This window comes from Polaromonas sp. P4_F9, from assembly GCF_056401235.1.
The window spans coordinates 124,359-150,331 of record NZ_JBFUJT010000013.1; the positions used below are offsets into that span (position 1 = coordinate 124,359).

At 64.3% G+C, this 25,973-nt stretch carries 21 protein-coding genes; 11 read left to right on the forward strand and 10 right to left on the reverse strand.

What is annotated here, in order from left to right; all coding sequences use genetic code 11:
* Positions 1-6: 6 nt before the first annotated feature.
* Complete coding sequence (locus AC1DUB_RS13495; protein WP_477729911.1) at positions 7-651, reverse strand: NAD(P)-dependent oxidoreductase; 645 nt, start codon at positions 649-651, stop codon at positions 7-9.
* Positions 652-787: 136 nt separating this feature from the next.
* Between AC1DUB_RS13495 and AC1DUB_RS13500 the strand changes: the two genes are divergently transcribed.
* Positions 788-1,711, forward strand: coding sequence for a LysR family transcriptional regulator (locus AC1DUB_RS13500; RefSeq protein ID WP_477721625.1), 924 nt, complete (start codon positions 788-790; stop codon positions 1,709-1,711).
* Between the two features lie 461 nt (positions 1,712-2,172).
* The gene (locus AC1DUB_RS13505; RefSeq protein ID WP_477729912.1) at positions 2,173-3,036 is read left to right on the forward strand and encodes a patatin-like phospholipase family protein; all 864 of its coding nucleotides are present in this window, start codon (positions 2,173-2,175) and stop codon (positions 3,034-3,036) included.
* Positions 3,037-3,141: 105 nt separating this feature from the next.
* Here AC1DUB_RS13505 and AC1DUB_RS13510 read toward each other — a convergent pair whose 3' ends face one another.
* Positions 3,142-4,059 carry an EamA family transporter gene (locus AC1DUB_RS13510; protein ID WP_477729913.1) on the reverse strand — a complete coding sequence of 306 codons (918 nt, stop codon included), beginning with the start codon at positions 4,057-4,059 and terminating at the stop codon, positions 3,142-3,144.
* Between the two features lie 48 nt (positions 4,060-4,107).
* Positions 4,108-4,557, reverse strand: a complete 450-nt coding sequence (locus AC1DUB_RS13515) for an acyl-CoA thioesterase (protein ID WP_477729914.1) — start codon at positions 4,555-4,557, stop codon at positions 4,108-4,110.
* A gap of 306 nt (positions 4,558-4,863) precedes the next feature.
* Between AC1DUB_RS13515 and AC1DUB_RS13520 the strand changes: the two genes are divergently transcribed.
* The 5 genes from AC1DUB_RS13520 (at position 4,864) to AC1DUB_RS13540 (ending at position 10,846) form a co-directional block, all read left to right on the forward strand.
* Positions 4,864-5,892 (forward strand): TRAP transporter substrate-binding protein, encoded by a 1,029-nt coding sequence (locus AC1DUB_RS13520; RefSeq protein ID WP_477729915.1) that lies wholly within the window; start codon positions 4,864-4,866, stop codon positions 5,890-5,892.
* 104 nt (positions 5,893-5,996) lie between these two features.
* Positions 5,997-7,796: a TRAP transporter large permease gene (locus AC1DUB_RS13525; RefSeq protein ID WP_477729935.1), complete on the forward strand. Its 1,800-nt coding sequence runs from the start codon at positions 5,997-5,999 to the stop codon at positions 7,794-7,796.
* Positions 7,797-7,808: 12 nt separating this feature from the next.
* A complete protein-coding gene (locus AC1DUB_RS13530) occupies positions 7,809-8,861 on the forward strand; it encodes a LacI family DNA-binding transcriptional regulator (RefSeq protein WP_477729916.1) in 1,053 nt (350 codons plus the stop codon).
* Between the two features lie 85 nt (positions 8,862-8,946).
* On the forward strand, positions 8,947-9,954 hold the full coding sequence (locus AC1DUB_RS13535) for an NAD(P)-dependent oxidoreductase (protein ID WP_477729917.1): 1,008 nt from the start codon (positions 8,947-8,949) through the stop codon (positions 9,952-9,954).
* A gap of 61 nt (positions 9,955-10,015) precedes the next feature.
* Entirely contained in the window at positions 10,016-10,846 is an 831-nt protein-coding gene (locus AC1DUB_RS13540; RefSeq protein ID WP_477729918.1) for an amidohydrolase family protein, read from the forward strand.
* 48 nt (positions 10,847-10,894) lie between these two features.
* Here the strand turns inward: AC1DUB_RS13540 and uvrA are convergent, their stop codons facing one another.
* Positions 10,895-13,921 carry an excinuclease ABC subunit UvrA gene (uvrA, locus tag AC1DUB_RS13545; protein WP_477729919.1) on the reverse strand — a complete coding sequence of 1,009 codons (3,027 nt, stop codon included), beginning with the start codon at positions 13,919-13,921 and terminating at the stop codon, positions 10,895-10,897.
* Between the two features lie 192 nt (positions 13,922-14,113).
* Here uvrA and AC1DUB_RS13550 point away from each other — a divergent pair, with 192 nt between their 5' ends.
* From AC1DUB_RS13550 to AC1DUB_RS13560, 3 genes are all read left to right on the forward strand, one after another.
* Positions 14,114-15,349 (forward strand): MFS transporter, encoded by a 1,236-nt coding sequence (locus AC1DUB_RS13550; protein ID WP_477729936.1) that lies wholly within the window; start codon positions 14,114-14,116, stop codon positions 15,347-15,349.
* 23 nt (positions 15,350-15,372) lie between these two features.
* Entirely contained in the window at positions 15,373-15,864 is a 492-nt protein-coding gene (ssb, locus tag AC1DUB_RS13555) for a single-stranded DNA-binding protein (RefSeq protein WP_477716338.1), read from the forward strand.
* Between the two features lie 324 nt (positions 15,865-16,188).
* A complete protein-coding gene (locus AC1DUB_RS13560) occupies positions 16,189-17,592 on the forward strand; it encodes a MipA/OmpV family protein (protein ID WP_477729920.1) in 1,404 nt (467 codons plus the stop codon).
* Between the two features lie 99 nt (positions 17,593-17,691).
* Here the strand turns inward: AC1DUB_RS13560 and glxR are convergent, their stop codons facing one another.
* The 3 genes from glxR to gcl all read right to left on the reverse strand — a co-directional run bounded on the left by glxR (position 17,692) and on the right by gcl (position 21,307).
* Complete coding sequence (glxR, locus tag AC1DUB_RS13565; RefSeq protein ID WP_477729921.1) at positions 17,692-18,621, reverse strand: 2-hydroxy-3-oxopropionate reductase; 930 nt, start codon at positions 18,619-18,621, stop codon at positions 17,692-17,694.
* A gap of 46 nt (positions 18,622-18,667) precedes the next feature.
* A complete protein-coding gene (gene hyi / locus AC1DUB_RS13570; protein WP_477729922.1) occupies positions 18,668-19,447 on the reverse strand; it encodes a hydroxypyruvate isomerase in 780 nt (259 codons plus the stop codon).
* A 63-nt stretch (positions 19,448-19,510) separates the two neighbouring features.
* The gene (gcl, locus tag AC1DUB_RS13575; protein WP_477729923.1) at positions 19,511-21,307 is read right to left on the reverse strand and encodes a glyoxylate carboligase; all 1,797 of its coding nucleotides are present in this window, start codon (positions 21,305-21,307) and stop codon (positions 19,511-19,513) included.
* A 144-nt stretch (positions 21,308-21,451) separates the two neighbouring features.
* On the opposite strand from gcl, the gene AC1DUB_RS13580 reads away from it, so the two are divergent.
* A complete protein-coding gene (locus AC1DUB_RS13580; protein ID WP_477729924.1) occupies positions 21,452-22,360 on the forward strand; it encodes a LysR family transcriptional regulator in 909 nt (302 codons plus the stop codon).
* 116 nt (positions 22,361-22,476) lie between these two features.
* Here the strand turns inward: AC1DUB_RS13580 and mnmA are convergent, their stop codons facing one another.
* From mnmA to AC1DUB_RS13595, 3 genes are all read right to left on the reverse strand, one after another.
* Positions 22,477-23,685 carry a tRNA 2-thiouridine(34) synthase MnmA gene (mnmA, locus tag AC1DUB_RS13585; protein ID WP_477729925.1) on the reverse strand — a complete coding sequence of 403 codons (1,209 nt, stop codon included), beginning with the start codon at positions 23,683-23,685 and terminating at the stop codon, positions 22,477-22,479.
* A gap of 70 nt (positions 23,686-23,755) precedes the next feature.
* A complete protein-coding gene (locus AC1DUB_RS13590) occupies positions 23,756-25,105 on the reverse strand; it encodes a class-II fumarase/aspartase family protein (RefSeq protein WP_477729926.1) in 1,350 nt (449 codons plus the stop codon).
* A gap of 41 nt (positions 25,106-25,146) precedes the next feature.
* A complete protein-coding gene (locus AC1DUB_RS13595) occupies positions 25,147-25,971 on the reverse strand; it encodes an HpcH/HpaI aldolase/citrate lyase family protein (RefSeq protein ID WP_477729937.1) in 825 nt (274 codons plus the stop codon).
* Positions 25,972-25,973 lie beyond the last annotated feature (2 nt).

The following is a 25,973-nucleotide window of genomic DNA, read 5'->3' on the forward strand; positions in this document are numbered from 1 at the left end:
AAACGCTCAGTTCGCCGCGGTAAAGCGGCGCTTCACATGCCGCGGCTGCTCGATCTCGTCCACGATGGCCACGGCCAGGTCGGGCACTGAAATACCGGCGGGCTTGTCGCCCTGGCCAGGCAGAAGATCGTCCGCGCCCAGCCGGTAATTTCCGGTGCGTGCGCCGGGCGCCAGGCCGATGGGAGGCGAGACAAAACTCCAGTCCAGCGTCGCCTCGGTCTTGATCCGGTTGAGCAGTTCGCGTGCTGCCAGCGCGCCCTGCTTGTATTCGGCCGGGAATGGCGGTGTGTCTACCAGCTGGAGGCCGGGCGCCACATACAGGCTGCCCGCACCGCCCACCACCAGCAGGCGCTTGACGCCGGCCTGTTTCACGCCTTCCACAATGGCCTGGCTGCCTTGCAGGAACAGATCGTAAATTTTCGGCTCGCTCCAGCCGGGGTTGTAGGCGCTGATCACCGCGTCGTGACCGGCCACGGCATGGGCGACCTGGGCGGCGTCCAGCACATCGGCGGCCACCACGCTCAAGCCGGTTTGTGGGCTCAGTTTGGACGGCGTGCGGGCCAGCACGGTGACCTGGTGACCGCGGTTGAGCAGTTCCGGAAGGATGGCCGAGCCGACAAAGCCGGTGGCGCCAATCAGTGCGATGTGCATCAAAAACTCCTGAAGATTGAAAAGAAAGTAGAAGAGCTGCTAGTTTGATTACTTCACAAGTTACTGAATAGATGGCTTAATTGACTAATACCGTGAAGTACAGCTAACTAATAGCCAGCTAAAAACCGCCCGAACCATGGATCAACTCAAACGCATGGCCATCTTTGCCGAAGTCGTTGCCGCAGGCTCTTTAACGGCGGCGGCGCGTCAATTGGGCATGACGCCCTCGGCGGTGAGCCAGCATTTGCGCCAGCTGGAACAGGCGCTGGGACTGGCGCTGCTGCACCGCTCCACCCGGCGGCTCACCCTGACCGAAGCCGGAGAGCGCTACCACGCGGGTTGCGCCGCCATGGTGGCTGCCGCCCGCTCGGCCGAGCAGGCGCTGGCGCGCCTGCGCGATGAGCCCGAAGGCGAATTGCGGCTGGCCGCGCCCATCGGCTTTGGCGGCTTGCTGGCTACGGCGCTCGCGCCCCTGCGCGGCCATCCCAAACTGTCGCTGTGCCTGCTGCTTGATGACGCCGTGATCGACCTGATTGCCGCGCGGGTGGATATCGCCCTGCGGGTGGGGGCTATGCCCGATTCGACGCTGGTGGCGCGCAAGCTCGGCAGCATGACGCGGCAGCTGTGCGCGTCGCCGGCCTACCTGGCTGAACGCGGCTGGCCTGCGCAAGCGCAGGATCTGCTGTCGCACGACTGGCTGGGCGGCAAGCCCGGCGCGGCCGGTGGCGAGCTGCTGGAGCTGCAGGGCCCCGGGGGCGAACGCCAGACAGTGCGCATGGAAGGGCGGGTGCAGGCCACGCAGGTGACGGCCTTGCACGCGCTGTGTGTGGCGGGCTGGGGCATCAGCATCGTGGTCAGCGATGACGACCGGCGAGCACTCGCCGACGGCCGCCTGCTGCCGGTGCTGCCCGGCTGGAAGCTGTCTGATCTGCCGGTGTATGCCGTGACGCCGCGGCGCGGCGAGCAGCCCGCCAAGGTGCGCCATGCGCTGGACCTGCTGGCCGCCTACTTTGGCAGCGCAGACGGTGCCGGTGCGCCGCGGGCCGCCGGCGCAGTCTGATCCATCCCCCCGGTGCCGTGTTTTCAGGCGGCTTCCCGGTGCTTGCGCGATGCAGACGCGGCAGTAAGATGAGTCATCTGCCGCACGCGGGGACAGCAGCGCTGTTAGAACCTGTTTACGATCTAAACGGGGCCGCGCAAGCACCTTCTCGGGATGGGATGCAAGGCGCGGTGCGCCGCCCATAGCTTGGGCTATGGGCAAGCGCCGCAACGCCGCAGACCGCCCGAGAAGGCGCTTGCCCTTCGGGTTGGGGTGACGCAAACGCGGTCGCGTTTGCATCTCCATGGGGGCAGCCGCACGACGCACAGCCGGCCGGCTGTGCGGTCGGGCGATTGAGCCACCCGGGCCCTTGCATGGGCATGAGCCCATGCGGCGGACCCGGGCGCCCCACTCATCCCGATTGCACCCCAACGCGGCCTCGTTTAGATCGTAAACAGGTTCTTGGCAGCACGGAGGCGCAGATGGAATCCAAAGCCAATGGCAAGACCGCCTTTGTATTTGCCGGCGGCGGTAGTTTCGGCGCGATTCAGGTCGGCATGCTGCATGCGCTGGTCGCCCACGGCGTGCAGGCCGATTTCGTGGTGGGTGCTTCGGTTGGCGCGATCAATAGCGCGTATTTCGCGGGCAATCCGACGCTGGTCGGCGTCAGGCAGCTGGCGCAACTCTGGTGCGAACTCAAGCGCAGCACGGTCTTCCCGATGACCTTCAGCCGCATCGCCGGCCTGTTTTCACGTTCGCCCTCGCTGGTCGATTCCAGCGGGCTGCGCGCGTTGATCGAACGCCATTTGCCCTACAGCCTGCTGGAACAGGCGGCGCTGCCACTCCATGTGGTCGCCACCGAGCAGTTGCACGGCAACTCGGTCTGCCTGTCGTCCGGCCCAAGCGTGGATGCGATCCTGGCCAGTTGTGCGATCCCGGCGATCTTTCCACCGGTGCTGGTGGGCAATGAGTATCTGATCGACGGCGCGATTGCCAGCAACACGCCGGTCATGACGGCGGTCACGCTGGGTGCGACCCGGCTGATCGTGCTGCCCACCGGTTATGCCTGCGCATTGAGCGCGCCGCCAACCAGCGCCATCGCCAGTGCGCTGCATGCGCTGAACATGCTGATTGCGCATCAGCTGGTGCAGGACCTGGAGTTGCTGGCTGATCGGTTCGAGGTGCTGACGGTGCCGCCGCTGTGCCCGCTGGCGGTATCGGCCTACGACTTTTCCCGCGCCCGTGAGCTGATTGATCGGGCTGAGCAAAATACCCGGCGCTGGCTCGAGAGCGGCGGCCTGCGCCGGCAGCGCATTCCCAGCGCGCTGCGACCGCATGTGGATTGAGCGCGGTCTGGTCTATAAAAAAGACAAACAGAAAAAGAAAGAAGACAGATGGCAGGCGGCAGGTGGCAGGTGGATCGAAGCGCCTGGGCAGGACGCACCGCGCTGTCAGCGGCGCTTGACCAGCCCGCCCAGCATCACGCACGCCAGCGCTGCAACCACCAATGCAATACCGGCCCACTGCCAGGCCGTGATGCTCTCGCCCAGCACCAGCATGCCGGTGGTCAGGCCGACGATGGGCACGCCCAGGCTGAAGGGCGCCACGCGATTGGCCGGGTGGCGCTTGAGCAGACCGGTCCACAGGCTGTAGCCCACGATGGTCGCGACCCATCCCAGATAGGCCACGGCCAGCCAGCTGGAGCCGCGCGCCTCCATCCATTGCCAGCGTGTGGTTTCCGGGTCAAACACCCACGAAAGCGCAACAAAGGGCAGCACCGCGACGGAACTGCTCCACACAACGAAGGCCGTGGGCGAGTAATCCACCGCGACCTGCTGCACGCGCCGCGCCACAATGTTGGACATGGCCCACATGGCCGCCGCGCACAGCGTGAGCACAAAGCCCGGCAGCGTCGTGGCGCTGTTGCCGCTGTTGGCGGCATCCGGGTTCGCATAGTTGAGCGCAAAGCATGACAGCCCCAGCGCGGCGAGCACCATACCTGCCTGCAGCGGCCTGCCGGCGCGCTCGTGCAGCAGTGCAAAGCCAAACAGCGCGGTAAAGAAAACCTGGGTCTGCAACAGCACTGAGGCCAGGGCCGCGGTCATGCCGACCTTGAGCGCGATGAACAAAATACCGAACTGGCCCACGCCCTGAAAAGCGCCATACAGCACCACCCATTTCCAGGGAATGCGCGGCGGCCGGATGAACAGCACCAGCGGCAGCACGGCAAACACATAGCGGGCAGCGCCCAGCTGCAAGGGCGTGAAGTCGCGCAGGGCGAACTTCATCACGACGAAATTGACGCCCCACAGCATAACCACCGTGAAAGCGGCTGCCAGGTCGCGGCCCGTCAGGGCGTTGCTTCGCATCAGGCAACCAGCCTGCCGCGGCTGCGGGCGGCAGACCGGTCAGGCCGGTCAGGCACTTGGGTGCATGGCACGGGCGGCATCGAGGTGGGCCTTGACGCGCTGGGCAAGTGCGATGTCGCCCGGTGTCTCGGGTCGCCAGGGCTGCACAGGGATGGTCTGTCCATCGGGCTCCACCGCCACAAAGACCACCAGGCATTCGGTGATGACGTCCATCTGGCCGGTCTTCATGTCGCCGGCGCGCACCTCGACCGAGATGTTCATGCTGGTCCTGCCGGTATAGGCCAGCCGTGCCTGCACTTCCACGAGGTCGCCGATCATGATGGGGCGCTGAAAGCGGATGCTTCCGACCGACACGGTGACGCAATAACGTTTGGCCCAGCTGGTGGCGCAGGCATAACCCGCCTCGTCTATCCATTTCATGACGGTGCCGCCATGCACCTTGCCGCCAAAGTTGACGGTGCTGGGCTCTGCCAGAAAGCGCAGGGTGATGGATGACATGGCGAATTTCCTCTGATTTCCTGTGAAAGCCTGATTATCGCCAGTCCGTCGGCTCTTCCGAGTGAACTGAGTACGGGGGACCGGCGGGGATACGGCAGATTTCGGCCGGAAACCGCGCGAATGGGTGCAAAAAAGGACCGAAAACCCGTGTTTACGAAGGAAAACACCTAGCGAAACGGGCTTGACCGGGGAATTGGTGTAACGATACAGTAAATCGTTCTACCAAGACCTTCAAGAACCCCAAGAATCCCCGCCAGTGCCAGTAATTCCAGTGCATCCCACAACGCCCCATCACAGGAGACAACCATGAAGACACTTTCCCGCCGCCACTTTGTCCAGTCCACCGCCGCCGCTTCAGTGGCCCTTGCCGCAGGCCTGCCCAGCCTGGCGCGGGCGCAAGCGCCCATTTCGCTGCGCTTTTCGTCCTCGCTGGTCGCCGACCAGAATTCGGCCCATTACGTCTGGTACCAGCGCCTGGACGCCAACCTGAAGGCTGCGGTCGGCGACAGGATCAAGATCGACTACTTTCCCAACAACCAGCTCGGCAAGGAAAGCGATGTGGTGCAGCAGGTCAAGGTCGGCTCCATCGACATGATGGTCACCGGCTCGTCGATCTGGGCCACGGCCGCGCCGCAGTTCGGCATGCTGGACCTGGGCTACCTGTTTGACAGCTATGCCCATGCGGCCAGGGCGCTGGACGGGGGCGTGGGCGCCAAACTCAATGACATCCTGCAAAAGAGCACGGGCTGCCAGGTCATCACCTGGGCCTCGCACTTCGGGGCGCGCAGCGTGTACACCAGGCAGCCGGTCAAGTCGCTCGCCGAGGTGAAAAACGTCAAGCTGCGCGTGCTGCCCACGCCTGCGTTCATTGAAACCTTCAAGATCATGGGGGCCATCCCGACGCCTATCCCGTTCGGCGAGCTCTACATGGCCGCGCAGACCGGTGTGGTGGACGGCTTTGAGCATGACGCCGCCACGGTGCTGGCCAGCAAGCTCAACGAAGTCGCCAAAAACTGCTGGCTGACCGAGCACCTCTTCAGCCCGCTGGTGGTGGTGGTGGGCAAGCGCGGCATGGACAAAATCCCTGCCGAGCTGCGCCCGGCTTTCCTGAAGGCTGCAGCGGATGCCACCGCCCAGCAACGCGCCATTGCCACTGACAAGGGCGCCCAGGCCATCGAGGCCCTGACCAAGCTGGGCATGGTGTTCAACCCGATGGCGAAAACCGAGCGCGATGCCGTGCGCAAGGAAATGGAAACCCGCCTGTGGGCCGCCTTTGCCAAGGAGCATCCGGCCACCGCGCCGCTGTTTGGCGCGATTTCCGCGGCGAGGGTGTGAACACCATGAGTGCCCAGTTGTCGCCGGCCCTGCCGCCTCTTTCCCCGCCTTCTGCCACCGGCTTCAGCGTGGCCCGCGCCCCCGGGCGCTGGCTGGCCGCCCTGATGCGCTGGACCGAGTACCTCGCCGGTGCCGTGCTGGCCCTGGATGTGCTGGTGGTGTTCGCCTCGGTGGTCTTTCGCTACTTTCTGCATGACCCCTTTGACTGGGCCGAAGAAGTCGCCCGCGCGCTGATGGTGGTACTGGTGTTCATTGGCGCGGCGACGGTGCTGGCGCGTAGCCAGCATGTCGGCATTGACCTGTTTCGGGGGTTTTTCCCCGACGCCTGGCAGCCCGCGCTGCTGCAGTCTGGCAGCTGGATCATCGTGGGGGTGTCGTTCAGCCTGTTCCTGTCGTCGTGCGCGCTGCTGGTGGACTCCTATGGCATGACCACCTCCATCGGCTTTCCGCAGTGGATCTACATCTATCCGGTGGTGATTGGCAGCCTGTTCATGACCCTGTTCGGCGCGGCCAACGCGCTGAGCGGCCCGCGCCGCACGGTCTGGCTCACGCTCGCGGTGGGCGTGGGGCTGGTGGCGGCCGTCACGCTGTGGAACACGCTGCTGCCGGCGCAGGCCGTCAAGCCCTGGGTGCTGCTGACCCTTGGCTTCACCGGCGGCCTGGTGCTGGGTGTGCCGATCGCCTTTGTGCTGGCCCTGTCGTCGCTGCTCTTCTTCATGGCCGATCCGTCGCTGCCGATGCTGGTGTACTCGCAGCAGGTCATGGCGGGCATGGACCATTTCGTGCTGCTGGCCATTCCCTTCTTTGTGCTGGCCGGCTTGTTGATGGAGTCCAACGGCATGTCGTCGCGGCTGATTGAACTGCTGCTGCGCATGTTCGGCCGCGTGCGCGGCGGGCTGGGCCTGATCACCATCACGGCCACCGCATTCTTCTCGGGCGTCTCCGGCTCCAAGCTGGCGGACATCGCCGCGGTCGGCGGCATCATCATGCCGGCCGTGCGCAAGACCAAACAGGACCCGAACGAAACGGCCGGCCTGCTGGCCTGCACCGCCGTCATGGCCGAAACCATTCCGCCCTGCATCAACATGATCATCATGGGCTTTGTCGCCAACATCTCGATTGCCGGCCTGTTCATGGCCGGACTGGTGCCCGCCGCGGTGCTGGCGCTGTCGCTGGCGGCCGTGACGATTTATGTCGGCACAAAAATCAACCCCGATGAAGCCTTTGACACGAAAACGCCCATGCTCCGCCTGCTGGGCGGCGCGCTAGTGGCGCTGGTGATGGTGGCCATGATCGGCAAGGGCGTGACCTCGGGCGTGGCCACCTCCACCGAGGTGTCGGCCTTTGCCGTGATGTATGCCCTGGTGGTGGGTGCGCTGGCGTTTCGCGAGTTGACAATGCGCTCGGTGGCGCAGCTCTTCGTGCGTTCGGCCTCGATGGCGGGCGGCATTCTGTTCATCGTGGCGGCGGCCTCCAGCGTGTCGTTTGCCCTGACCATCCAGCAAATTCCGCAGTACCTGTCCGACTTCATGATCACCTTTGCGCATCACTACGGCAGCACCATGTTCGTACTGCTGTCGGTGCTGATCATGATTGTCTTTGGCGCGGTGCTCGAAGGCGCACCGGCGCTGATCATCTTTGGCCCGCTGCTCACCCCGATAGCGGCCCAGCTGGGCGTGCACCCGCTGCACTTCGGCACGGTGATGGTGATCGCCATGGGCTTGGGCCTGTTTGCGCCACCGATCGGTCTGGGGCTGTTTGCCACCTGCGCCATCACCGGCACCGAGGTCAAAAGCGTGGCCCGGCCCATGATGAAGTATCTTGTGGTGTTGTTCGTGACGCTGATGGTGCTGGTTCTGGTGCCGGCGTTTTCCCTGTGGCTGCCCACCCGCATGGGTTTATAGGAAAGAAACCGCGTGAGCAAGATTCAGGATGTGGCCAGCCGCGCTGGCGTGTCAACCAGCACGGTGTCCAACGTGCTCAATGGCCGGAGCAACCGCATGGCCAAGGAGACGCTGGCGCGCGTGGAGGCGGCGATTGCCGAGCTCCGGTACCGGCCCAACACCACGGCGCGCCAGCTCAAGACCGGCCACACGCCCATGCTGGGTCTGCTGGTGCCGTCGATTGCCAACCCGATGTACGGCTTCATTGCCCGCGAGATCGAAACCCAGGCGCAGGAGCGCTACGGCTTTCGCATCATGATCGGCAACACCTACCGCGACAAGGACAAGGAGGCGCGCTTCTTTGACGACCTGATGGCGCACGGCGTGCGCGGCGTGATCATCATCTCCTCGCTGGTTGACGAACAGCATTTCGAATCCGCCGGCGAGCGCGGCCTGGTGGTGGTCAGTTACGACCGCCGCGCCACGCCCGGCGTTGAGTCGGGCATTGACCACGTGTCGGTCGACAACTTCGAGGCGGCGCGCATCGCCACCCAGCACCTGATTGCGCAGGGCCACACGCGCCTGGCCTTTGTGACGGCCGCAGGCCTGACCATGAGCCGGCGCGAGAAGATCAGCGGCTTCATGGCGGCCGCAAGCGCTGCGGGCCTGGCCGCCGGCGCGCAGGTGATCGAGGGCACGCCGCTCAACGAATATGGCGACTCGATGATGAGCGAGCTGGGCCGCATGGAGGCGGCAAAGCTCGCTGAACGCCACGAAGCCGGTCGGCCCACCGGCGTCGTGGCGGTCAACGACATGATGGCGCTGGGCCTAATGGCCGGTTTTCGCGAGGCGGGGCTGTCCGTGCCGGCCGACGTATCGGTCGTGGGCATGGACGATGTGTTTTTGTCGGCGCTGATGCATCCGGCCCTGACCACCGTGCGCCTGCCGGTGTCCGACATGGCCCACACCATTGTCGAGCGCGTGATGAGCCGGCTGGCCGACCCCAGCCTGCCGACCGGCGAGTTCATCTTCCAGCCCAGCCTGGTGGTCAGGGGCTCCGTGGCCGCCCGCACCCCTGAACGCTGAAGCCCTTTTGAGCACTGAATTTTCAGTGAGCTTTGATTCTTGATTTTTGGTTTTTTGAGTTTTGAGCAATTGAACAAGGTATGGAATGACAACGGTTTTTGTAAGTCACCCCCGAACCAGCCTCGCCCACTATTTCGGCACCCGCGCCACCGCCGCACTGCAGGCGCTGGCCGATGTGCGCTTCAATCCCGGCGATACCGATCTGTCGTCGCAGGAACTGGCGACGCTGGCGCAGGACTGCGATGTGATCATTTCCTACCGGCAGACGCAGGGCGATGAAGCGCTGTTTGCAGCGCTGCCGCAACTCAAGGCCTTTGTCCGCTGCGCCATCGACATCCGCAATATCGATGTCCCCGCCGCCAGCCGGTACGGTGTCCTGGTGACACAGGCCAGCGCCGGTTTTATTGCCTCGGTGTCCGAGTGGATCATCGGCGTGATGATTGACCTGAGCCGGCATATCAGCGCATCGGCCGCGCTCTACCATGCGGGCCGTCCGGTCGCACCCCTGATGGGGCGCGAGTTGCGCGGCGCCACCCTGGGCGTGATCGGCTATGGCCAGATCAGCCGCTACCTGTGCGATGTGGCGCTGGCCCTCGGCATGCGCGTCGTGGTGCATGACCCTTACACGCGCACCGGCCGCCAGGAACTGGTGCAAACCGGCCTCGCCCCGCTGCTGGAGGAAGCCGACTATGTGGTCTGCCTGGCCGCTGCGACCGAGGCCACTGAAAACATGATGAACGCCCAGGCCTTTGCCCTGATGAAGCCCGGCGCGTTTTTCATCAACGCCTCGCGCGGCAACCTGGTCGATGAATCGGCGCTGCTGGCCGCGCTGGACGCCGGCACGATTGCCGGCTGCGCCGTCGACGTGGGCCGCGCGCCCGACCAGATGCCCTCGCCCCGGGTGGCGGCGCATCCGCGCGTGATCGCCACGCCGCACATCGGTGGTTTGACCCCGCCGGCGGTCGAACACCAGGCCCTGGAAACCGTCGCGCAGGTTGCCGACATCCTGCACGGGCGGGTACCGCAGGGCGCCGTGAACGCGAAGCAGGCCCATCGCTGGCATCTGGCGTTCGGCACGCAGCAGCCGGCCTGAGCCCGGGCGTTCACGGCCGGCCAGACCTTTTTGACCTCAACGGAAATTCCGGAAGACTCTTATGCAAGCCACCCACAACACGACTTACGACGGCGCGTGCGACTGCCATGTGCACATTTACGAAGACAAGTACCCGCTGATCCCGAATGTGGCGGTGATTCCGCCGCACTCGCCCGTGTCGGCCTACCGTGAGGTGCAGCGGGCGCTTGGCCTTTCGCGCGCCGTCATCGTGCAGCCCACGGGTTACGGCTGGGACAACAGCTGCACCCTGGACGCGCTGGCCCAGCTCGGTGACGCCGCCCGCGGCATTGCGCTGGTCGCACCGGATGTGCCCGACGCCGAAATCGAACGCCTGCATGATGGCGGCATGCGCGGCGTGCGCTACATGATGCTGGGCGGCATGCTGCCCTGGGATTCGCTGGAGCCGATGGCGGCTCGGTTGAGGGACTTCGGCTGGATGATCAACCTGCAGCTCGATGGCCGCCATCTGCCGGACCATGAAGAAGTGCTGAAACGCCTGCCCTGCCAGCTGGTGATCGATCACAACGGCAAGTTCCTGGAGCCGGTCAGTCCGGACCATGCCTCGTTCCAGTCGCTGCTGCGCATACTGGATACCGGCCGCGCCTGGATCAAGCTGTCGGCGCCGTATGAAACTTCCCAGACGGGCGCACCCGGCTATGACGATGTCAGCCTGCTGGCGCGCACGCTGGCCGAGAAGTTTCCCGAGCGCTGCCTCTGGGCCAGCAACTGGCCGCATCCGGGGCGCAACCCCGCGCCCTCAAACGTGGCGATGTACGATCTGCTGTTTTCCTGGGCCGCCAGCGATGCGGTGCGCCGGAAAATCCTGGTGGACAACCCGGCGCAGCTGTACGGTTTTCAGGCGCTCACTTAAAAGAGGATGCGGCAGGCGATGCCGCTGATGGCGCCAGTCCGGCGCCGGTCAGAGCAGCCGCTGGAGGTAACGTCCGGTGTGACTCTCGGGGTTGGCCGCAATGGCTTCAGGCGTGCCCACGCCTACCACCGTGCCGCCGCCCGCGCCGCCTTCGGGCCCCATGTCGATCAGCCAGTCGGCGGTCTTGATGACATCGAGGTTGTGCTCGATCACCACGATCGTGTTGCCCGCGTCGCGCAGCTGGTGCAGCACCTTGAGCAGCAAATCAATATCGGCAAAGTGCAGGCCGGTGGTCGGCTCGTCCAGGATGTAAAGCGTGCGGCCGGTGTCGCGTTTGCTCAGTTCCAGCGCGAGTTTGACGCGCTGCGCCTCGCCGCCCGACAGCGTGGTCGCGGCCTGGCCGAGCTTGATGTACGAGAGACCCACATCCAGCAGCGTGTGCAGCTTGCGCGCAATCGTGGGGACGGCCTTGAAAAATTCGGCGGCCGCCTCGACCGTGAGGTCCAGGATCTGCGCGATGTTTTTTCCCTTGTACTGCACTTCCAGCGTTTCGCGGTTGTAGCGCATGCCCTTGCAGACATCGCAGGGCACATAGACATCCGGCAGAAAGTGCATCTCGACCTTCACCACGCCGTCGCCCTGGCAGGCCTCGCAGCGGCCGCCGGCGACGTTGAAGCTGAAGCGCCCGGCGCCATAGCCGCGTTCGCGCGCCGTGTTCATTTCGGCCATCAGCTCGCGGATCGGCGTGAACAGGCCGGTGTAGGTGGCGGGATTGCTGCGCGGCGTGCGGCCAATCGGTGACTGGTCGACGTTGATGACCTTGTCGAAGTGCTCGATGCCTTCAATGGCGTCGTGGACTGCCGGTTCTTCATGCGCGCGGTACAGCGTGCGCGCGACGGCCGCGTACAGCGTGTCGTTGACCAGCGTGGACTTGCCCGAACCCGAGACGCCGGTGACGCAGGTCAGCAGGCCCACCGGAAACTCGACGCTCACGCCCTTCAGGTTGTGGCCCGTGGCGTTGACGACGCGCAGGGCCTGCATGTCGCCCAGCGTTGCCTGGTGCACGGCTTCGCGTGCGGCGCGGCGCTCTGCGGCGGGGCTTTGCGGAAAGCGCGAGACCTTCTTCTTTTCGGCGGCTTCGACGGCCTTCACGGTGGGCAGCCAGGGTGTGCGGCGCGTGGGCACGGCAATCTTCAAGGTCTGGGCCAGGTATTTGCCGGTCAGCGAGTCCGGGTTGGCCTTGACCTCTTCAAACGTGCCCTGCGCCATCACGCGCCCGCCGTGAATGCCGGCGCCCGGCCCCATGTCGATCACATGGTCGGCCGCGCGGATCATGTCTTCATCATGCTCGACCACCAGCACGCTGTTGCCGATGTCACGCAGGTGCTTGAGCGTGCCGATCAGGCGATCGTTGTCGCGCTGGTGCAGGCCGATGCTGGGCTCGTCGAGCACATACATCACGCCGGTCAGGCCCGAGCCGATCTGCGAGGCCAGCCGGATGCGCTGCGATTCACCGCCCGACAGGGTTTCGGCGCTGCGGTCCAGGCTCAGGTAATTCAGTCCCACGTCGTTGAGGAACTTCAGGCGCAGGCCGATCTCGCGCACGACCTTGGCGGCAATTTCGGCCTTGGCGCCCTGCATCTTCAGCAGGTTGAAGTAGTCAAAACTTTCACGCAGGGTGGTCTGGCTGATTTCGTAGATGGCCTTGCGGTTGCCGCGTGCCGAGGCATCGGCGCCCTCGTCCGGCGCGCCGACCAGGTAGACGTGGCGGGCTTCGGTGCGCAGGCGCGTACCCTCGCAGTCGGGGCAGGGCTGCACCCCGCGGTAGCGCGCCAGTTCTTCGCGCACAGCAGCCGAGTCGGTCTCGCGGTAGCGGCGTTCAAAGTTGGTGATCACGCCTTCGAACGGATGCTTCTTGCTGACTTTTTTGCCTGCGGAATTGCCCGAGTCCATCACGTAGCTGAACTTGATCTCTTCCTCTCCGGAGCCGCGCAACACCACCTGCTGAACGTTGGCGGGCAGGTCTTCAAAAGCCGTGTCAATGTCAAACTGGTAATGCCGGGCCAGGCTCTCCAGCATGGAGAAGTAATAGCCGTTGCGCCGGTCCCAGCCCTTGACGGCGCCGCTGGCCAGGCTCAGGGAGGGAAAGGCCACCACGCGGGCCGGGTCGAAAAACTCCCGGTGACCGAGGCCGTCGCAATTCGGGCAGGCGCCCACGGGCGAGTTGAAGGAGAACAGGCGCGGCTCCATCTCGCTGAGCGAGTAGCTGCAGACCGGGCAGGAGAATTTGGCGCTGAACAGGTGTTCCTTCTCCGTGTCCATTTCGAGTGCTATCGCCTTGCCGTCGGCCAGGCGCAGCGCCGCTTCAAAGCTTTCGGCCAGCCGCTGCTGCATGTCGCTGCGCACCTTGACGCGGTCAATCACCACGTCGATGTTGTGCTTCTCGGCCTTCTTGAGTTTGGGCAGGTCGTCAAATTCATAAGCCGTGCCGTCGACGCGAAAGCGCACATAGCCCTGGGCCTGCATGTCGGCAAACACCTCGACAAACTCGCCCTTGCGCTCACGCGCCACCGGCGCCAGGATCATCAGCTTGGTGTCTTCGGGCAGGGCCAGCACGGCGTCAACCATTTCGCTGACGCTTTGCGCCTGCAGCGGCAAATCATGTTCGGGGCAATAGGGCGTGCCGGCGCGTGCAAACAGCAGGCGCAGGTAGTCGTGGATTTCAGTCACCGTGCCCACGGTCGAGCGCGGGTTGTGCGAGGTGGCTTTCTGCTCAATGGATATCGCGGGCGACAGGCCCTCGATCATGTCCACATCGGGCTTGTCCATCAGCTGCAAAAACTGCCGCGCGTAGGTGGACAGGCTTTCCACGTAACGGCGCTGGCCCTCGGCATACAGGGTGTCAAAGGCGAGCGAGGACTTGCCCGACCCGCTCAGCCCGGTGATCACCACCAGCTGGTTGCGCGGAATATCGAGGTCGATGTTCTTGAGGTTGTGCGTGCGCGCCCCGCGAATGCTGATGCGCTGGGCGGCGAGCACGCTGGCAAGGTATTTGCTATCGTCAGGAGAGTTCACAAGGGTGGGGCCGCAAAACTCTCCATCATAGACCGAAGAGCCGTTTCAAGCACAATAGACGGCTTCGCACCGCGCTGCGGAGCCCGTTTCGCGGGCTTTGACCGGTTGATTTGCCCTTTTTCTCCCTTTTTCTCTCTTTCCGTCCCTTTTTTAGCCCTTTTTGCCGTGTCTTCTGTCTCTTTGTCGATCCCGATGACCGCTACCGAGCGACGCGCCAGCGCGTCGCTGGCCTCGATCTTCGCCCTGCGCATGCTGGGCCTCTTTCTGGTGCTGCCGGTGTTTGCCCTGGAGGCTGCCAGATATCCTGGCGGCGACGACCCTGCGCGCGTCGGGATGGCCATGGGCATTTATGGGCTGACCCAGGGCGTGCTGCAAATTCCGTTCGGCATCGCCTCCGACTGGTGGGGCCGCAAGCGGGTGATCATTGCCGGGCTGCTGCTATTTGCATTGGGCAGTTTTGTGGCTGCCTGGGCGCCAGACCTGAACTGGCTCATTGCCGGCCGCTCGTTGCAGGGCGCAGGGGCGATTTCGGCCGCGGTCACGGCCTTGCTGGCGGATGCCACCCGTGACGAAGTGCGTACCAAGGCCATGGCGCTGGTCGGCGCCAGCATTGCCCTGATGTTTGCCCTGTCGCTGGTGATCGCGCCCCTGCTGGCGGGGTACATCGGGCTGCACGGCCTGTTCGCCCTGACGGGTGCGCTGGCGCTGGGCGGCATTGCCGTCGTCCTGTGGTGGGTGCCGCCCGAGCCGCTGGACCACGTCAATCGGCCGCGCGGCAGCGTGGCGGAGGTGTTGAAGGACGCCGCGCTGCTGCGGCTGGATTTCGGGGTGTTCGTGTTGCATGCGGTGCAACTGGCCATGTGGGTGGCCATTCCTGCGCTGCTGGTCGCCGCCGGACTGGACAAAAGCCAGCACTGGCAGGTCTATTTGCCGGCTGTGCTGGCTTCGTTCGGCGTGATGGGCATGACGCTCTTCCCGCTGGAAAGGCGGGGCTATCTGCGTGCAGTGTTTCTGGGGGCCGTGGGGCTGATTTTCGTGGTGCAGCTGGGGCTGCTCTGGGCGGCGTCCCACACCGCGCCGGAGGCGCACAGCCTCAGCTGGCTCGCCCTGCTGCTGTTCCTGTTTTTTTGCGGCTTCAATGTGCTGGAAGCCAGCCAGCCCAGCATGGCCTCACGCGTGGCGCCAGCGCATGCGCGCGGCGCGGCGCTGGGCGTCTACAACACGCTGCAGTCGCTGGGCTTTTTTGCCGGCGGCGCGGTGGGCGGCTGGGTGACCAAGACACACGGGGCCCAGGGGCTTTTCCTGCTGTGCGGCGGCCTGATGCTGCTGTGGCTGCTGGTCGCCTGGCCCATGAAGGCGCCGGGGCGCCGTGCCGCAGCGGTTTCAGGCAGCGCTGGCCCGCTGGGGGGCCAGCCAGTTAAACTCTGACAGATAGATCAGGAGAACACGTCATGGCATCCGTCAACAAAGTCATCATCGTCGGCAATCTGGGGCGCGACCCCGAAATGCGCAGCTTTCCCAGCGGCGACCAGGTGGCCAACGTCACCATCGCCACCACCGACAAGTGGAAGGACAAGCAGTCCGGCGAAATGAAAGAGGCCACTGAATGGCACCGCGTGGTGTTCAACGGCCGTCTCGCCGAAATCGTCGGCCAGTACCTGCGCAAGGGCTCGCAGGTCTACGTCGAGGGTTCGCTGCGCACGCGCAAATGGACCGACAAGGACGGCCAGGAAAAGTACACCACCGAAATCCGTGCCGACCAGATGCAGATGCTGGGCAGCCGCCAGGGTATGGGCGGCCCCGGGGGTGACGATGGCGGCGGCTATGAGGCGCCACCGGCCCGCCCCGCAGCCCGGGCACCCGCGGCCGCACCGCGGCAGGCTCCCGCGCCGACCAAGGCGGCCAGCGGCTTCGACGATATGGATGACGACATTCCGTTTTGAGGCATCGGCTACCGGCCTTGAGAGTCCTCTAAAAGCCCGCTTTGGCGGGCTTTTTTGATACTGGGGCGCTATTGAATAAATAGCTGAACCCGGCTATTTTGCGAGCTGACAGGGTGGGACGGTCAGGGCCGGCCACGCAGCGGGGCAATGCGGGATGCCGGCTTGGGCATGGATGGCGCGTTTCCTTACAAGCGCGGCGCGCTGCCAGGGCTGTTCGCCGATAGCATGTAGGCAATGAATTTCAAGGTCAGTCAGGGGCAGTCAAGGTCAGCTTGCTGCTTTGAAGCTTGGGCATCAAGAAATCTTCAAAAAACAAGATCAACGATGAAAAGCATCTTACTTTCGCGCAGTTTTTGGGGTGCGGCTTTGCTGGCGGCTGGTTTGTCGGCCATGATGCCCGCCCGTGCGGCCCCTGACCTGGAGCCGCTGACAAATATCCTGTCGACCCCCGGCAGTGCCGGACTCGGCCTCGTCACCCGCGTCGAACGCTCGCCCTACCGGGAGGGTGGCACCCGCTACGACTTGTTGCCGCTTTATCTGTACGAGGGCGAGCGGCTGTTTCTGCATGCCAACCGGGTCGGCGTGAAAATGCTCAACGGCAGTGAGCAGCGGCTGGACCTGTTTGTGGAGCAGCGCCTGGAGGGCTTCCCGGCGAATCGGCTGCCCGCCGGGCTGGCCGGCATGGCGACCCGCGACTCCGGCCTGGACGGCGGCCTGTCTTACCGCTATCGCCAGCCCTGGGGTACGCTTCAGGCCGAGTTGCTGCATGACATCGGCAACACCTCCAAGGGTAGCGAGTTTCGGCTGGGCTACACCTATGACTGGCGCTCCGGGCCCTGGATGCTGCGCCCCAGCGTGACCGTGGCGCTGCGTGATGCCAAGCTCAACAATTATTACTACGGTGTGCGAGCCAGTGAGGCCACGCCCGACCGCCCGGCCTATTCGCCGGGTGCCGGCATCAACACCTCGATGGGTCTGTATGGCTCTTACGATGTATCGGAACGCTGGCGCCTGCTGGCTGGCGTGTCCGCCACGGTGCTGAGCCGCAAGGCGAAGGACAGCCCCATTGTGCAGAAAAGCGTGCTGCCCGCCGTCTATGTAGGCGCAGCCTATGACTTCGGCGGCCACAAGCGTGAGTGGGCCGAAGACGGCTCGCCCACGTACTTCAAGCTGCTTTATGGCAAATCAACGGAAGACGGCTGCCACCTGATCAAGATCCTCACGGCACGCTGCCTGTCAACGGCCAGCAACAACGCGACCAATATTGTCGGCATTCAGGTCGGTAAACCCTTCATCCGGAACGTCAATGGCTGGCCGCTTGATTTTGTCGGCTATGTGGGCCTGACGCAGCACAACGAACGCGGACTGCAGGCCAATGGGGCGCAACTGGACCTCTTCATGAAAGCCGTCTACTCCGGCTTTCCGTGGAGCGACCGGGTCAAGACACGGCTGGGGTTGGGCGTGGGCCTGTCCGCGGCGCAACGGGCGCCTTATATCGAGGCGTCCAGCCAGGCTGCTGCCGGGAAAACGGCTTCGCGCCTGCTCAACTACCTGGACCCGACGATTGATGTGAGCCTGGGCGACCTGCTGGGCTCGCGCAGGTTGAAAGAAACCTATATCGGCTTCGGCGTGTCGCACCGCTCCGGCATTTTTGGCGCGTCACGCCTGCTGGGCAGCGTTAACGGCGGCTCCAACTACATCTACACCTATGTCGAGACGGCGCTTTGAGAGCGGCCTTGCCTAGTAGTAGTCAGTAGCGGCTGGCGAGCGTCAGTGCCGGGGCGCAAGATGCCATCAAGTTGACGGCTTCCTGCGCGGCCCGCCCCATCATTCCGCCTTTTGCCCGATCTCGAAGTTGGCCAGCTTCTCCAGCGCGCGGACCATGGCCGAATGGTCCCAGGCTTTGCCGCCATGCGCCACGCAGGAATTGAAGAGTTCCTGGGCCGTGGCGGTGTTGGGCAGCGAGACGCCGAGCGCGCGGGCGCTGGACAGGGCCAGGTTCAAATCCTTCTGGTGCAGCTCAATGCGGAACCCGGGGTCAAACGTGCGTTTGACCATGCGGTCGCCATGCACTTCCAGGATTTTTGACGAGGCGAAACCGCCCATCAGGGCCTGGCGCACACGCGCCGGGTCGGCACCGGCACGGGCGGCAAACAGCAGCGCTTCGGCCACGGCCTCGATGTTGAGCGCGACGATGATCTGGTTGGCGACCTTGGCGGTCTGGCCATCGCCGTTGCCGCCTACCAGCGTGATGTTCTTGCCCATGAGGTCAAACAGCGGCTTGATGCGCCCGAACACCGCCTCGTCACCGCCCACCATGATGGAGAGCGTGGCATTCTTGGCGCCGACTTCGCCGCCCGAGACCGGCGCATCGAGGTAATCGCAGCCCAGCGCGTTGATCTTTTGCGCAAAGGTTTTGGTGGCGATCGGCGAGATGGAACTCATGTCCACCACGGTTTTGCGTGCGGCGCCCGATGCGGGGGTGGGCATGGCGAGCCCGCTGGCCACGCCGGTCTCGCCGAACAGCACGGCTTCCACATCCGGCGTGTCGGGCACCATGATGATGATGACGTCGGCGCGTTCGGCCACGCCGCGGGCGTTCAGGCACTGGGTGGCGTTGCTGTTGGCAATGCTGGCGGGCAGTTTGGCCTGCGAGAACACAAACAGCTGGTGGCCTGCGTTGATCAGGTGGCCCGCCATGGGCGCGCCCATGATGCCGAGGCCGATAAAACCGATTTTCAGGGGTTGGGAAGTCATCAGAAAGTCCTTGTCGAAAACTTGTCGAAAAAATGGAGGTAGGTCTTCAGGCGGCCAGGCGTTCGCGCCAGCCGAGGCCCGCTTCCGTGGCGCCCGCAGGCTTGTATTCGCAGCCAATCCAGCCGTCGTAGCCGATGCGGTCGAGGTGAGCGAACAAAAACGCGTAATTGATCTCGCCCGTGCCCGGCTCATTGCGGCCCGGGTTGTCGGCCAGCTGGATGTGGCCAATGCGCGGCAAATGCTTTTGCATGGTCGCTGCCAGCTCGCCCTCCATGCGCTGTGCGTGGTAGATGTCGTATTGCACGAAGGCGTTGTCGGCCCGCACTTCGTCCAGAATTTCGAGCGCCTGCGCCGTGCGGTTCAGGTAAAAGCCCGGGATGTCAAAGGTATTGATCGGCTCGATCAGCAGCTTGAGACCCGCTTTCTTCAGCGCCGCCGCCGCATGGCGCAGGTTGTCCACAAAGGTCTGCCGCAGCAGCGCGCTGTCGACACCCGCGGGCGCCTTGCCCGCCAGGCAGTTGAGCTGGCGCACACCCAGGGCCTGGGCATAGGTGATGGCCTGCGCCACGCCGGTGCGAAACTCCTCGACGCGATCCGGATGGCAGGCGATGCCGCGCTCGCCGGCCTCCCAGTTGCCGGCCGGCAGGTTGTGCAGCACCAGCTGCAGGCTGTGGCGGTCCAGCCTGGACTTGATGTCCTCGATGCTGAAGGCATAGGGGAAAAGAAACTCCACGGCCTTGAAGCCGGCTTTCGCGGCTGGCTCAAAGCGGTCGAGGAAAGCATGCTCGGTGAAGAGCATGCTGAGGTTGGCAGAAAATCTTGGCATGTCTTGTCTATGGGTGGTAGGTATGGGCGAGTAGGGGTTGTTGATGGCTGCGTTGCCGCGGCCTTACTCCAGCAGGCCGGCCAGTTCCAGGCCCTCGCGACCCTGGGGATGGCGGCAGTCAATTTCTTCAAACTCGTTGACCTTGTCGATCTCGACGCCCATTGCAATGTTGGTGACCTTTTCAAGGATCACTTCCACCACCACCGGTACGCGGTATTTGCGCGCCATGGCCTGGGCTTCGACCATCGCCGATTCAATCTTCTCGGGGTCGGTGACGCGCAGGGATCTGCAGCCCAGGCCCTGCACCACGGCCTGGTGATCGACGCCGTAGCTGCGCAGATCGCCTTCGCCTGCCGGCACGTTCTGGTTTTCAAATGCCAGCTGCACGCAGTAGTCCATGTCGAAGCCGCGCTGGCTCTGGCGAATCAGGCCCAGGTAGCTGTTGTTCACCAGCACCTGCACATAGGGCAGGTTGAATTGCGCACCGACGGCCAGCTCTTCCATCAGGAACTGGAAGTCGTAGTCGCCCGACAGGCCCACCACTGTGCGCGTCGGGTCAGCCGCCACCACGCCCAGCGCGGCCGGAATCGTCCAGCCCAGCGGGCCGGCCTGGCCGCAGTTGATCCACTGGCGCGGCCCGTAAACGTTCAGGAACTGTGCCCCCGCAATCTGCGACAGGCCGATGGTCGTCACATAAATCGTGTCGCGCGGAAACACCTTGTTCATCTCCTCGTACACCCGCATCGGCTTGATCGGCGTCTCGGTAAAGTGCGACTTGCGGTGCATGAGTTTCTTGCGCTCGGCGCAGCGCGCCGCCCATTCGCTGTAGTCCCGCAGCTGCTTGGCGGCCTTGCGTTCGCGGGCTATTTGCACCAGCAGTGTCAGCGCGGCCTTGGCGTCGCTGACGATGCCAAAGTCGGGGCTGAACACGCGGCCGATTTGCGTTGGCTCGATGTCGACGTGGACAAAGGTGCGGCCCTTGCAGTACACCTCGGTCGAGCCGGTGTGGCGGTTGGCCCAGCGGTTGCCGATGCCGAACACGAAGTCACTGGCCAGCATGGTGGCGTTGCCGTAGCGGTGGCTGGTCTGCAGGCCGCACATGCCCGCCATCAGCGGGTGGTCATCGGGAATGCTTCCCCAGCCCATCAGCGTGGGAATCACCGGCACGCCGGTCAGCTCGGCAAACTCGACCAGCAGGTCGGTCGCATCGGCATTGATGATGCCGCCACCGGCGACGATCAGCGGCTTGGAGGCGGCGGCCAGCATGTCCAGCGCCTTTTCGATCTGCTTGCGGCTGGCGGCCGGCTTGTAGACCGGCAGCGGTTCGTAGGTGTCGATGTCGAATTCGATTTCGGCCATCTGCACGTCGAACGGCAGGTCAATCAGCACGGGGCCGGGGCGGCCCGAACGCATCAAATGAAAGGCCTGCTGGAAGGCGCGCGGCACCTGGGCGGGCTCACGCACCGTCACGCTCCACTTGGTCACCGGCTTGGAAATCGATTCGATGTCCACCGCCTGGAAGTCTTCCTTGTAGAGCCGCGCCCGCGGCGCCTGGCCGGTGATGCACAAGATCGGAATGCTGTCGGCAATCGCCGAATAGAGCCCGGTGATCATGTCGGTGCCGGCCGGACCGCTGGTGCCTATGCACACGCCAATGTTGCCGGCCTTGGCGCGGGTGTAGCCCTCGGCCATATGGGAGGCGCCTTCCACGTGACGCGCCAGGATGTGGGTGATGGACTGGCGCTCGCGCAGCGCGGCGTACAGCGGGTTGATGGCCGCGCCCGGCACGCCAAAGGCCTGGGTCACGCCTTCTTTTTCCATCACGAGCACGGCGGCCATTGCGGCCTTCATTTTTGCCATTGAGAGTCTCCTTGGGGTGGCTTTGAACTGGCTTGATGGTCGCCCGCCTGCGGCTTGCGCGGAAGTCCCAAGGTATGCATTACGGTTATTCCAAAATGGAATAAATTCTCCCGAACAGGGCCGGGCCGTGGTCTACTTCAGGCCATGGACCGGATTCAAGCCATTCAACTTTTCATCCGCGTGGTGGACCTCGGCTCGTTCAGCAAGGCCGCGGCCGACGTGGGCATCGGGCAGCCATCGGCCACCAAGCTCGTGGCCCAGCTGGAAAAACAGCTGGGGTCCCGCCTGCTGCACCGCTCGACGCACGGCGTGACGCCTACCGAAATTGGCGCGCTGTACTACGAAAAATGCAAGCTGATCGCGCACCACATCGAGGAGGCCGAGACGGTGGCGGCCCTGCTGCAGTCGCAGGTGCAGGGCGGCCTGCGCATCAGCACCTCGGTCGCCTTCGGCCGGCGCGTGCTGGTGCCGCTGGTAATGCGCTTCATGAAGCTGCATCCCCAGCTGCAGATCGAGCTCAATTTCGAGGACCGCTACGTTGACCTGGTCGAGCAGGGCATCGACGTCGCCATCCGCATGGGGCCGCTGGCCGATTCAACGCTGGGCGCCCGTTATCTGGGGGTCAATCCGTGGGTGCTGGTCGCGTCGCCCGAGTACCTTGAAAAGCGTGGCGAGCCTTCGGTTCCGACGGACCTGGCGGCCCACGAGGCCCTGATCTACAGCACCGTGCAGGGCGATGCCCGCTGGCACTTCACGGGCACCGACGGGCTGACGCTGCCGGTGCCGGTCAAGGGCCCGCTGCGCTCCAACAACCTGTCGGCGCTGCTGGCGGCGGCGCGGGGCGGCATGGGCGTGGCAGCCCTGCCCCGGTATGTGGCGCACAAATCCATTCGCAGCGGCGTGTTGATGCCGCTGCTCACGGACTGGACGCTTCCCCAGCAGGAGATCCATGCGGTCTACCCCTCACCCCAGCTGGTGCCCACCAAGGTCAGCGGCTTCGTGGCCTGGCTGCAGGGGCAATTCGGGGAAGCATGGTGGGCTGACGAGCAGTGAACAGCGACATGGCGGAGCGCTGACGTGGGGCGGCCGTATTGAAAAAGCCCGCTTCGTGCGGGCTTTTTGCTATTTTTTGAATAGCGCGTTTTGAGCGGTAAACAAGACCAGGCGCGTTATTTGACCAATAGTTCCGGCGTTGATCGGGTCGACACCGTCGGCAGGGTGTTGGGCACGTTGCTGGTCGCAATCACGCCGCCACCGAGGCAGACGTCGCCTTGGTAGAGCACGGCCGACTGCCCCGGCGTCACGGCCCACTGGGGTTCGGCGAATACCAGCTCGCAATCGGCGGTCGTGGCGCCGCGCAGCTCGCAGGCCGCATCCAGTTGCCGGTAGCGGGTTTTGGCGGCCATGAGGCCCGGTGCCGGCGCGGTACCTGCCACCCAGCTGCAGTCCTGGGCGCTGAGGGTCGTGGACTGCAGCCACGGATGATCGTGGCCCTGCACCACCCACAAGGTGTTGGTCTCCAGGTCTTTGCGCGCCACAAACCAGGGCTCGTGCTCGCCCACGCCGCGTTGCCCGCGCGCCTGGGCGGCCTTGAGTTCGGCTCCCCTGGCCTTCACGCCGCCTATGCCCAGGCCCTGGCGCTGGCCCAGGGTGTAAAAAGACAGGCCCACATGTTCGCCCAGCACGCGGCCCCTGTCATTTTTGATAGCGCCGGGCGCCTTGGCGATGTAGCGGTTCAGGAATTCGCGGAAGGGCCGCTCGCCAATGAAGCAGATGCCGGTCGAGTCTTTTTTCTTCGCGTTCGGCAGGCCGATCTCGTCGGCAATGCGCCGCACTTCGGTCTTGCGCAGTTCGCCCACGGGAAACAGCGTTTTGGACAGCTGTGCCTGGTTCAAGCGGTGCAAAAAGTAGCTTTGATCCTTGCTGGGGTCCAGGCCTTTGAGCAGTTCGTGCAGTCCGGTGCTTTCATTTCTGCGAACCCTTGCGTAATGCCCCGTGGCGATTTTTTCGGCGCCCAGGCGCATCGCGTGGTCCAGGAAGGCCTTGAACTTGATCTCGGCGTTGCACAGGATGTCGGGGTTGGGCGTGCGGCCGGCCTGGTACTCGCGCAGGAACTCGGCGAACACCCGGTCCTTGTAGTCGGCGGCGAAGTTGACGTGCTCGATCTCGATGCCGATCACATCGGCCACGGCCGCTGCGTCCACGAAGTCGATATTGGAGGAGCAGTACTCGCTGTCGTCGTCATCTTCCCAGTTTTTCATGAAGATGCCGATCACCTCATGGCCCTGCTGTTTCAGCAGGTAAGCCGTCACCGCGGAGTCCACGCCCCCGCTCAAACCCACCACCACCCGTTGCTTCGTTGTAGATACTTCGCCCATGGGCGTGATTATCCCCGGGGTCCGAAGGCCGGGCTGGTGTGCGGTTTTTGGGGGTCTGTTCAGGGTCTGCTCAGGATTTGAGGCTGGCCAGCACCCGGTCCACCATGACCCCTGCCTGGCCCAGGTTGTTCATCGGGTCGCAGAACGAAGCCAGTTGCTCGCGCGTCACATGCTTGTTGATTTCCGGATGCTCGGCCAGCAGGTCGATCAGTGGTCGCTTTTCCTTCAGCGCCGCGCGGCAGATGTCATAGACCAGGTCATGGGCGTATTCGCGGCCGATGTAAGGCCCCAGCCCCATCATGACGGCCTCGGACATGACCAGCCCGTGCGTGAGGTCGATGTTGCGCCGCATCTGGGCGGCATCCACTTCCAGGCCCGCGAGGATGAACTTCGCCTGTTTCAGCGCGCCGGACATGAGGCAGAAAATTTCCGGCATCGCGACCCACTCGATCTCCCACGGGCCGGTCGAGCGCTCGTGGTCGGCCACCATGGCATCCATCAGCGAGGTGGCCAGCTGGCGCACGACCGAGATGTTGGCGTGAATGTAGAGGCAGGAGATCGGGTTGCGCTTTTGCGGCATCGTGGACGACGAGCCGCGCCCCGGTGCAAAGGGCTCGTAGACCTCGGCCACTTCGGTCTGCATCATCAGCTTGACGTCCATCGCGATCTTGCCGAGTGAGCCCCCGACCAGCCCCAGAAAGGCGCCGACTTCGGCGAAGTTGTCGCGCACGGTGTGCCATGAAATCAGCGGCTGGCCCAGGCCCAGCTCCTTCATCAGCCCGGCCTGGGTTTCCATCGCGCCTTTTTCCAGCGAGGACAGCGTTCCCGACGCACCGCCAAACTCACCGACCAACACGCGGGGCTTGAGCTGCTGCAGGCGTTCGCGATGACGTTCAATGCCGGCCAGGATGCTGGCCATCTTGTAGCCAAAGGTAATGGGCGTCGCCTGCTGCAGGTTGCTGCGACCGATGATGGGCGTGTTGCGGTGATCCCGCGCCAGTTTGGCCAGCGACGCCGAGATGTCTTTCAGGTCTTCCTCGACCAGTGCCAGGCCTTCGCGGATTTGCAGCACGGCGGCCGTGTCGGTGATGTCTTGCGTGGTGGCGCCCCAGTGGCAGTATTCGCCCAGCTTGTCCCTGCAGTTGGCATTGATCTGGTTGACCACGGCGATGATGGGGTAGCCGATCTGCTCGGTCTTGGCCTTCAGCCTGGCCCAGTCGATCTGGTCGATATTGCAGTTCTTGACGATCTCGTCGGCCGCTTCCCGGGGGATGAGGCCGAGTTCGCCCTGCACCTTGGCGAGTGCGCGTTCGATGTCCAGGTATTTGGCGGTGCGGTTTTCGTCGGACCAGACCTGGCGCATTTTGGCGTCGCTGAACATGTCGCCGAAAATTTTGGAATCAATGATGCTTGCGGGCATGGGGTTCTCCGTTTGGATTGATGTTTTTTTGGGGCCTGGACTTAATTCGTTCGGGCTGCTTGTGCAATGATGCGCTCAGCTTTCAGGACGATTGGGCGGTCCACCATTTTGCCGTCCACCTGTATTGCGCCGCCGGCAGATGTATTCCAGGCTTGCAGTACACGCTGTGCCCAGGCCAACTCCTGGGCGCTGGGCGCCAGGGCGGTACGTACCGCAGCCACTTGCGAAGGGTGAATGCACATCTTGGCGCCGAACCCCAAAGTGCGAGCGTTCGCCATATCGGTGGCCACGCGCGTGGCGTCGAGATCGGGCGTGACACCGGCTACGGGCGATCCAATGCCGGCAGCGCGCGAGGCGATGGCAATTTGTGCGGCGGCGAATTGGAGTGCCAGGCTGCCTGCGGGAATATCCAGGTCCGCCATGTAATCCAGTGACCCAAAGGCCAGCCGCGTCACGCCGGGCGCTGCGGCAATCTCATGCAAGGCCACCACGCCGCGCGCGGTTTCAACCAGCGGCAGCACGGTTGCATCCTTGGGTAAACAGGCCAGCACCGCAGCGACCTGATTGGGTGTTTCGCATTTCGGCAACATCACGCAAAGCACTCGTACCGTGCTGACCAGCGTTAGATCGTCGGCATGCCAGGGGGTAGCAGCATCATTGATGCGTATCAGCACCCGCTCGCGCGGTGCATCGCTTGCAGCCATCCATTCCCCAATCGCGGTGCGAGCCGCCGCTTTGCATTCGGGCGCTACAGCGTCTTCCAGGTCGATGATGATGCGGTCCGCGCCCGAGGCCAGCGCCTTGGCGAAGCGCTCGGGCCGGTTGCCGGGCACGAATAGGTAGGTCAGGGCTTCGTAGGCAGGCATAG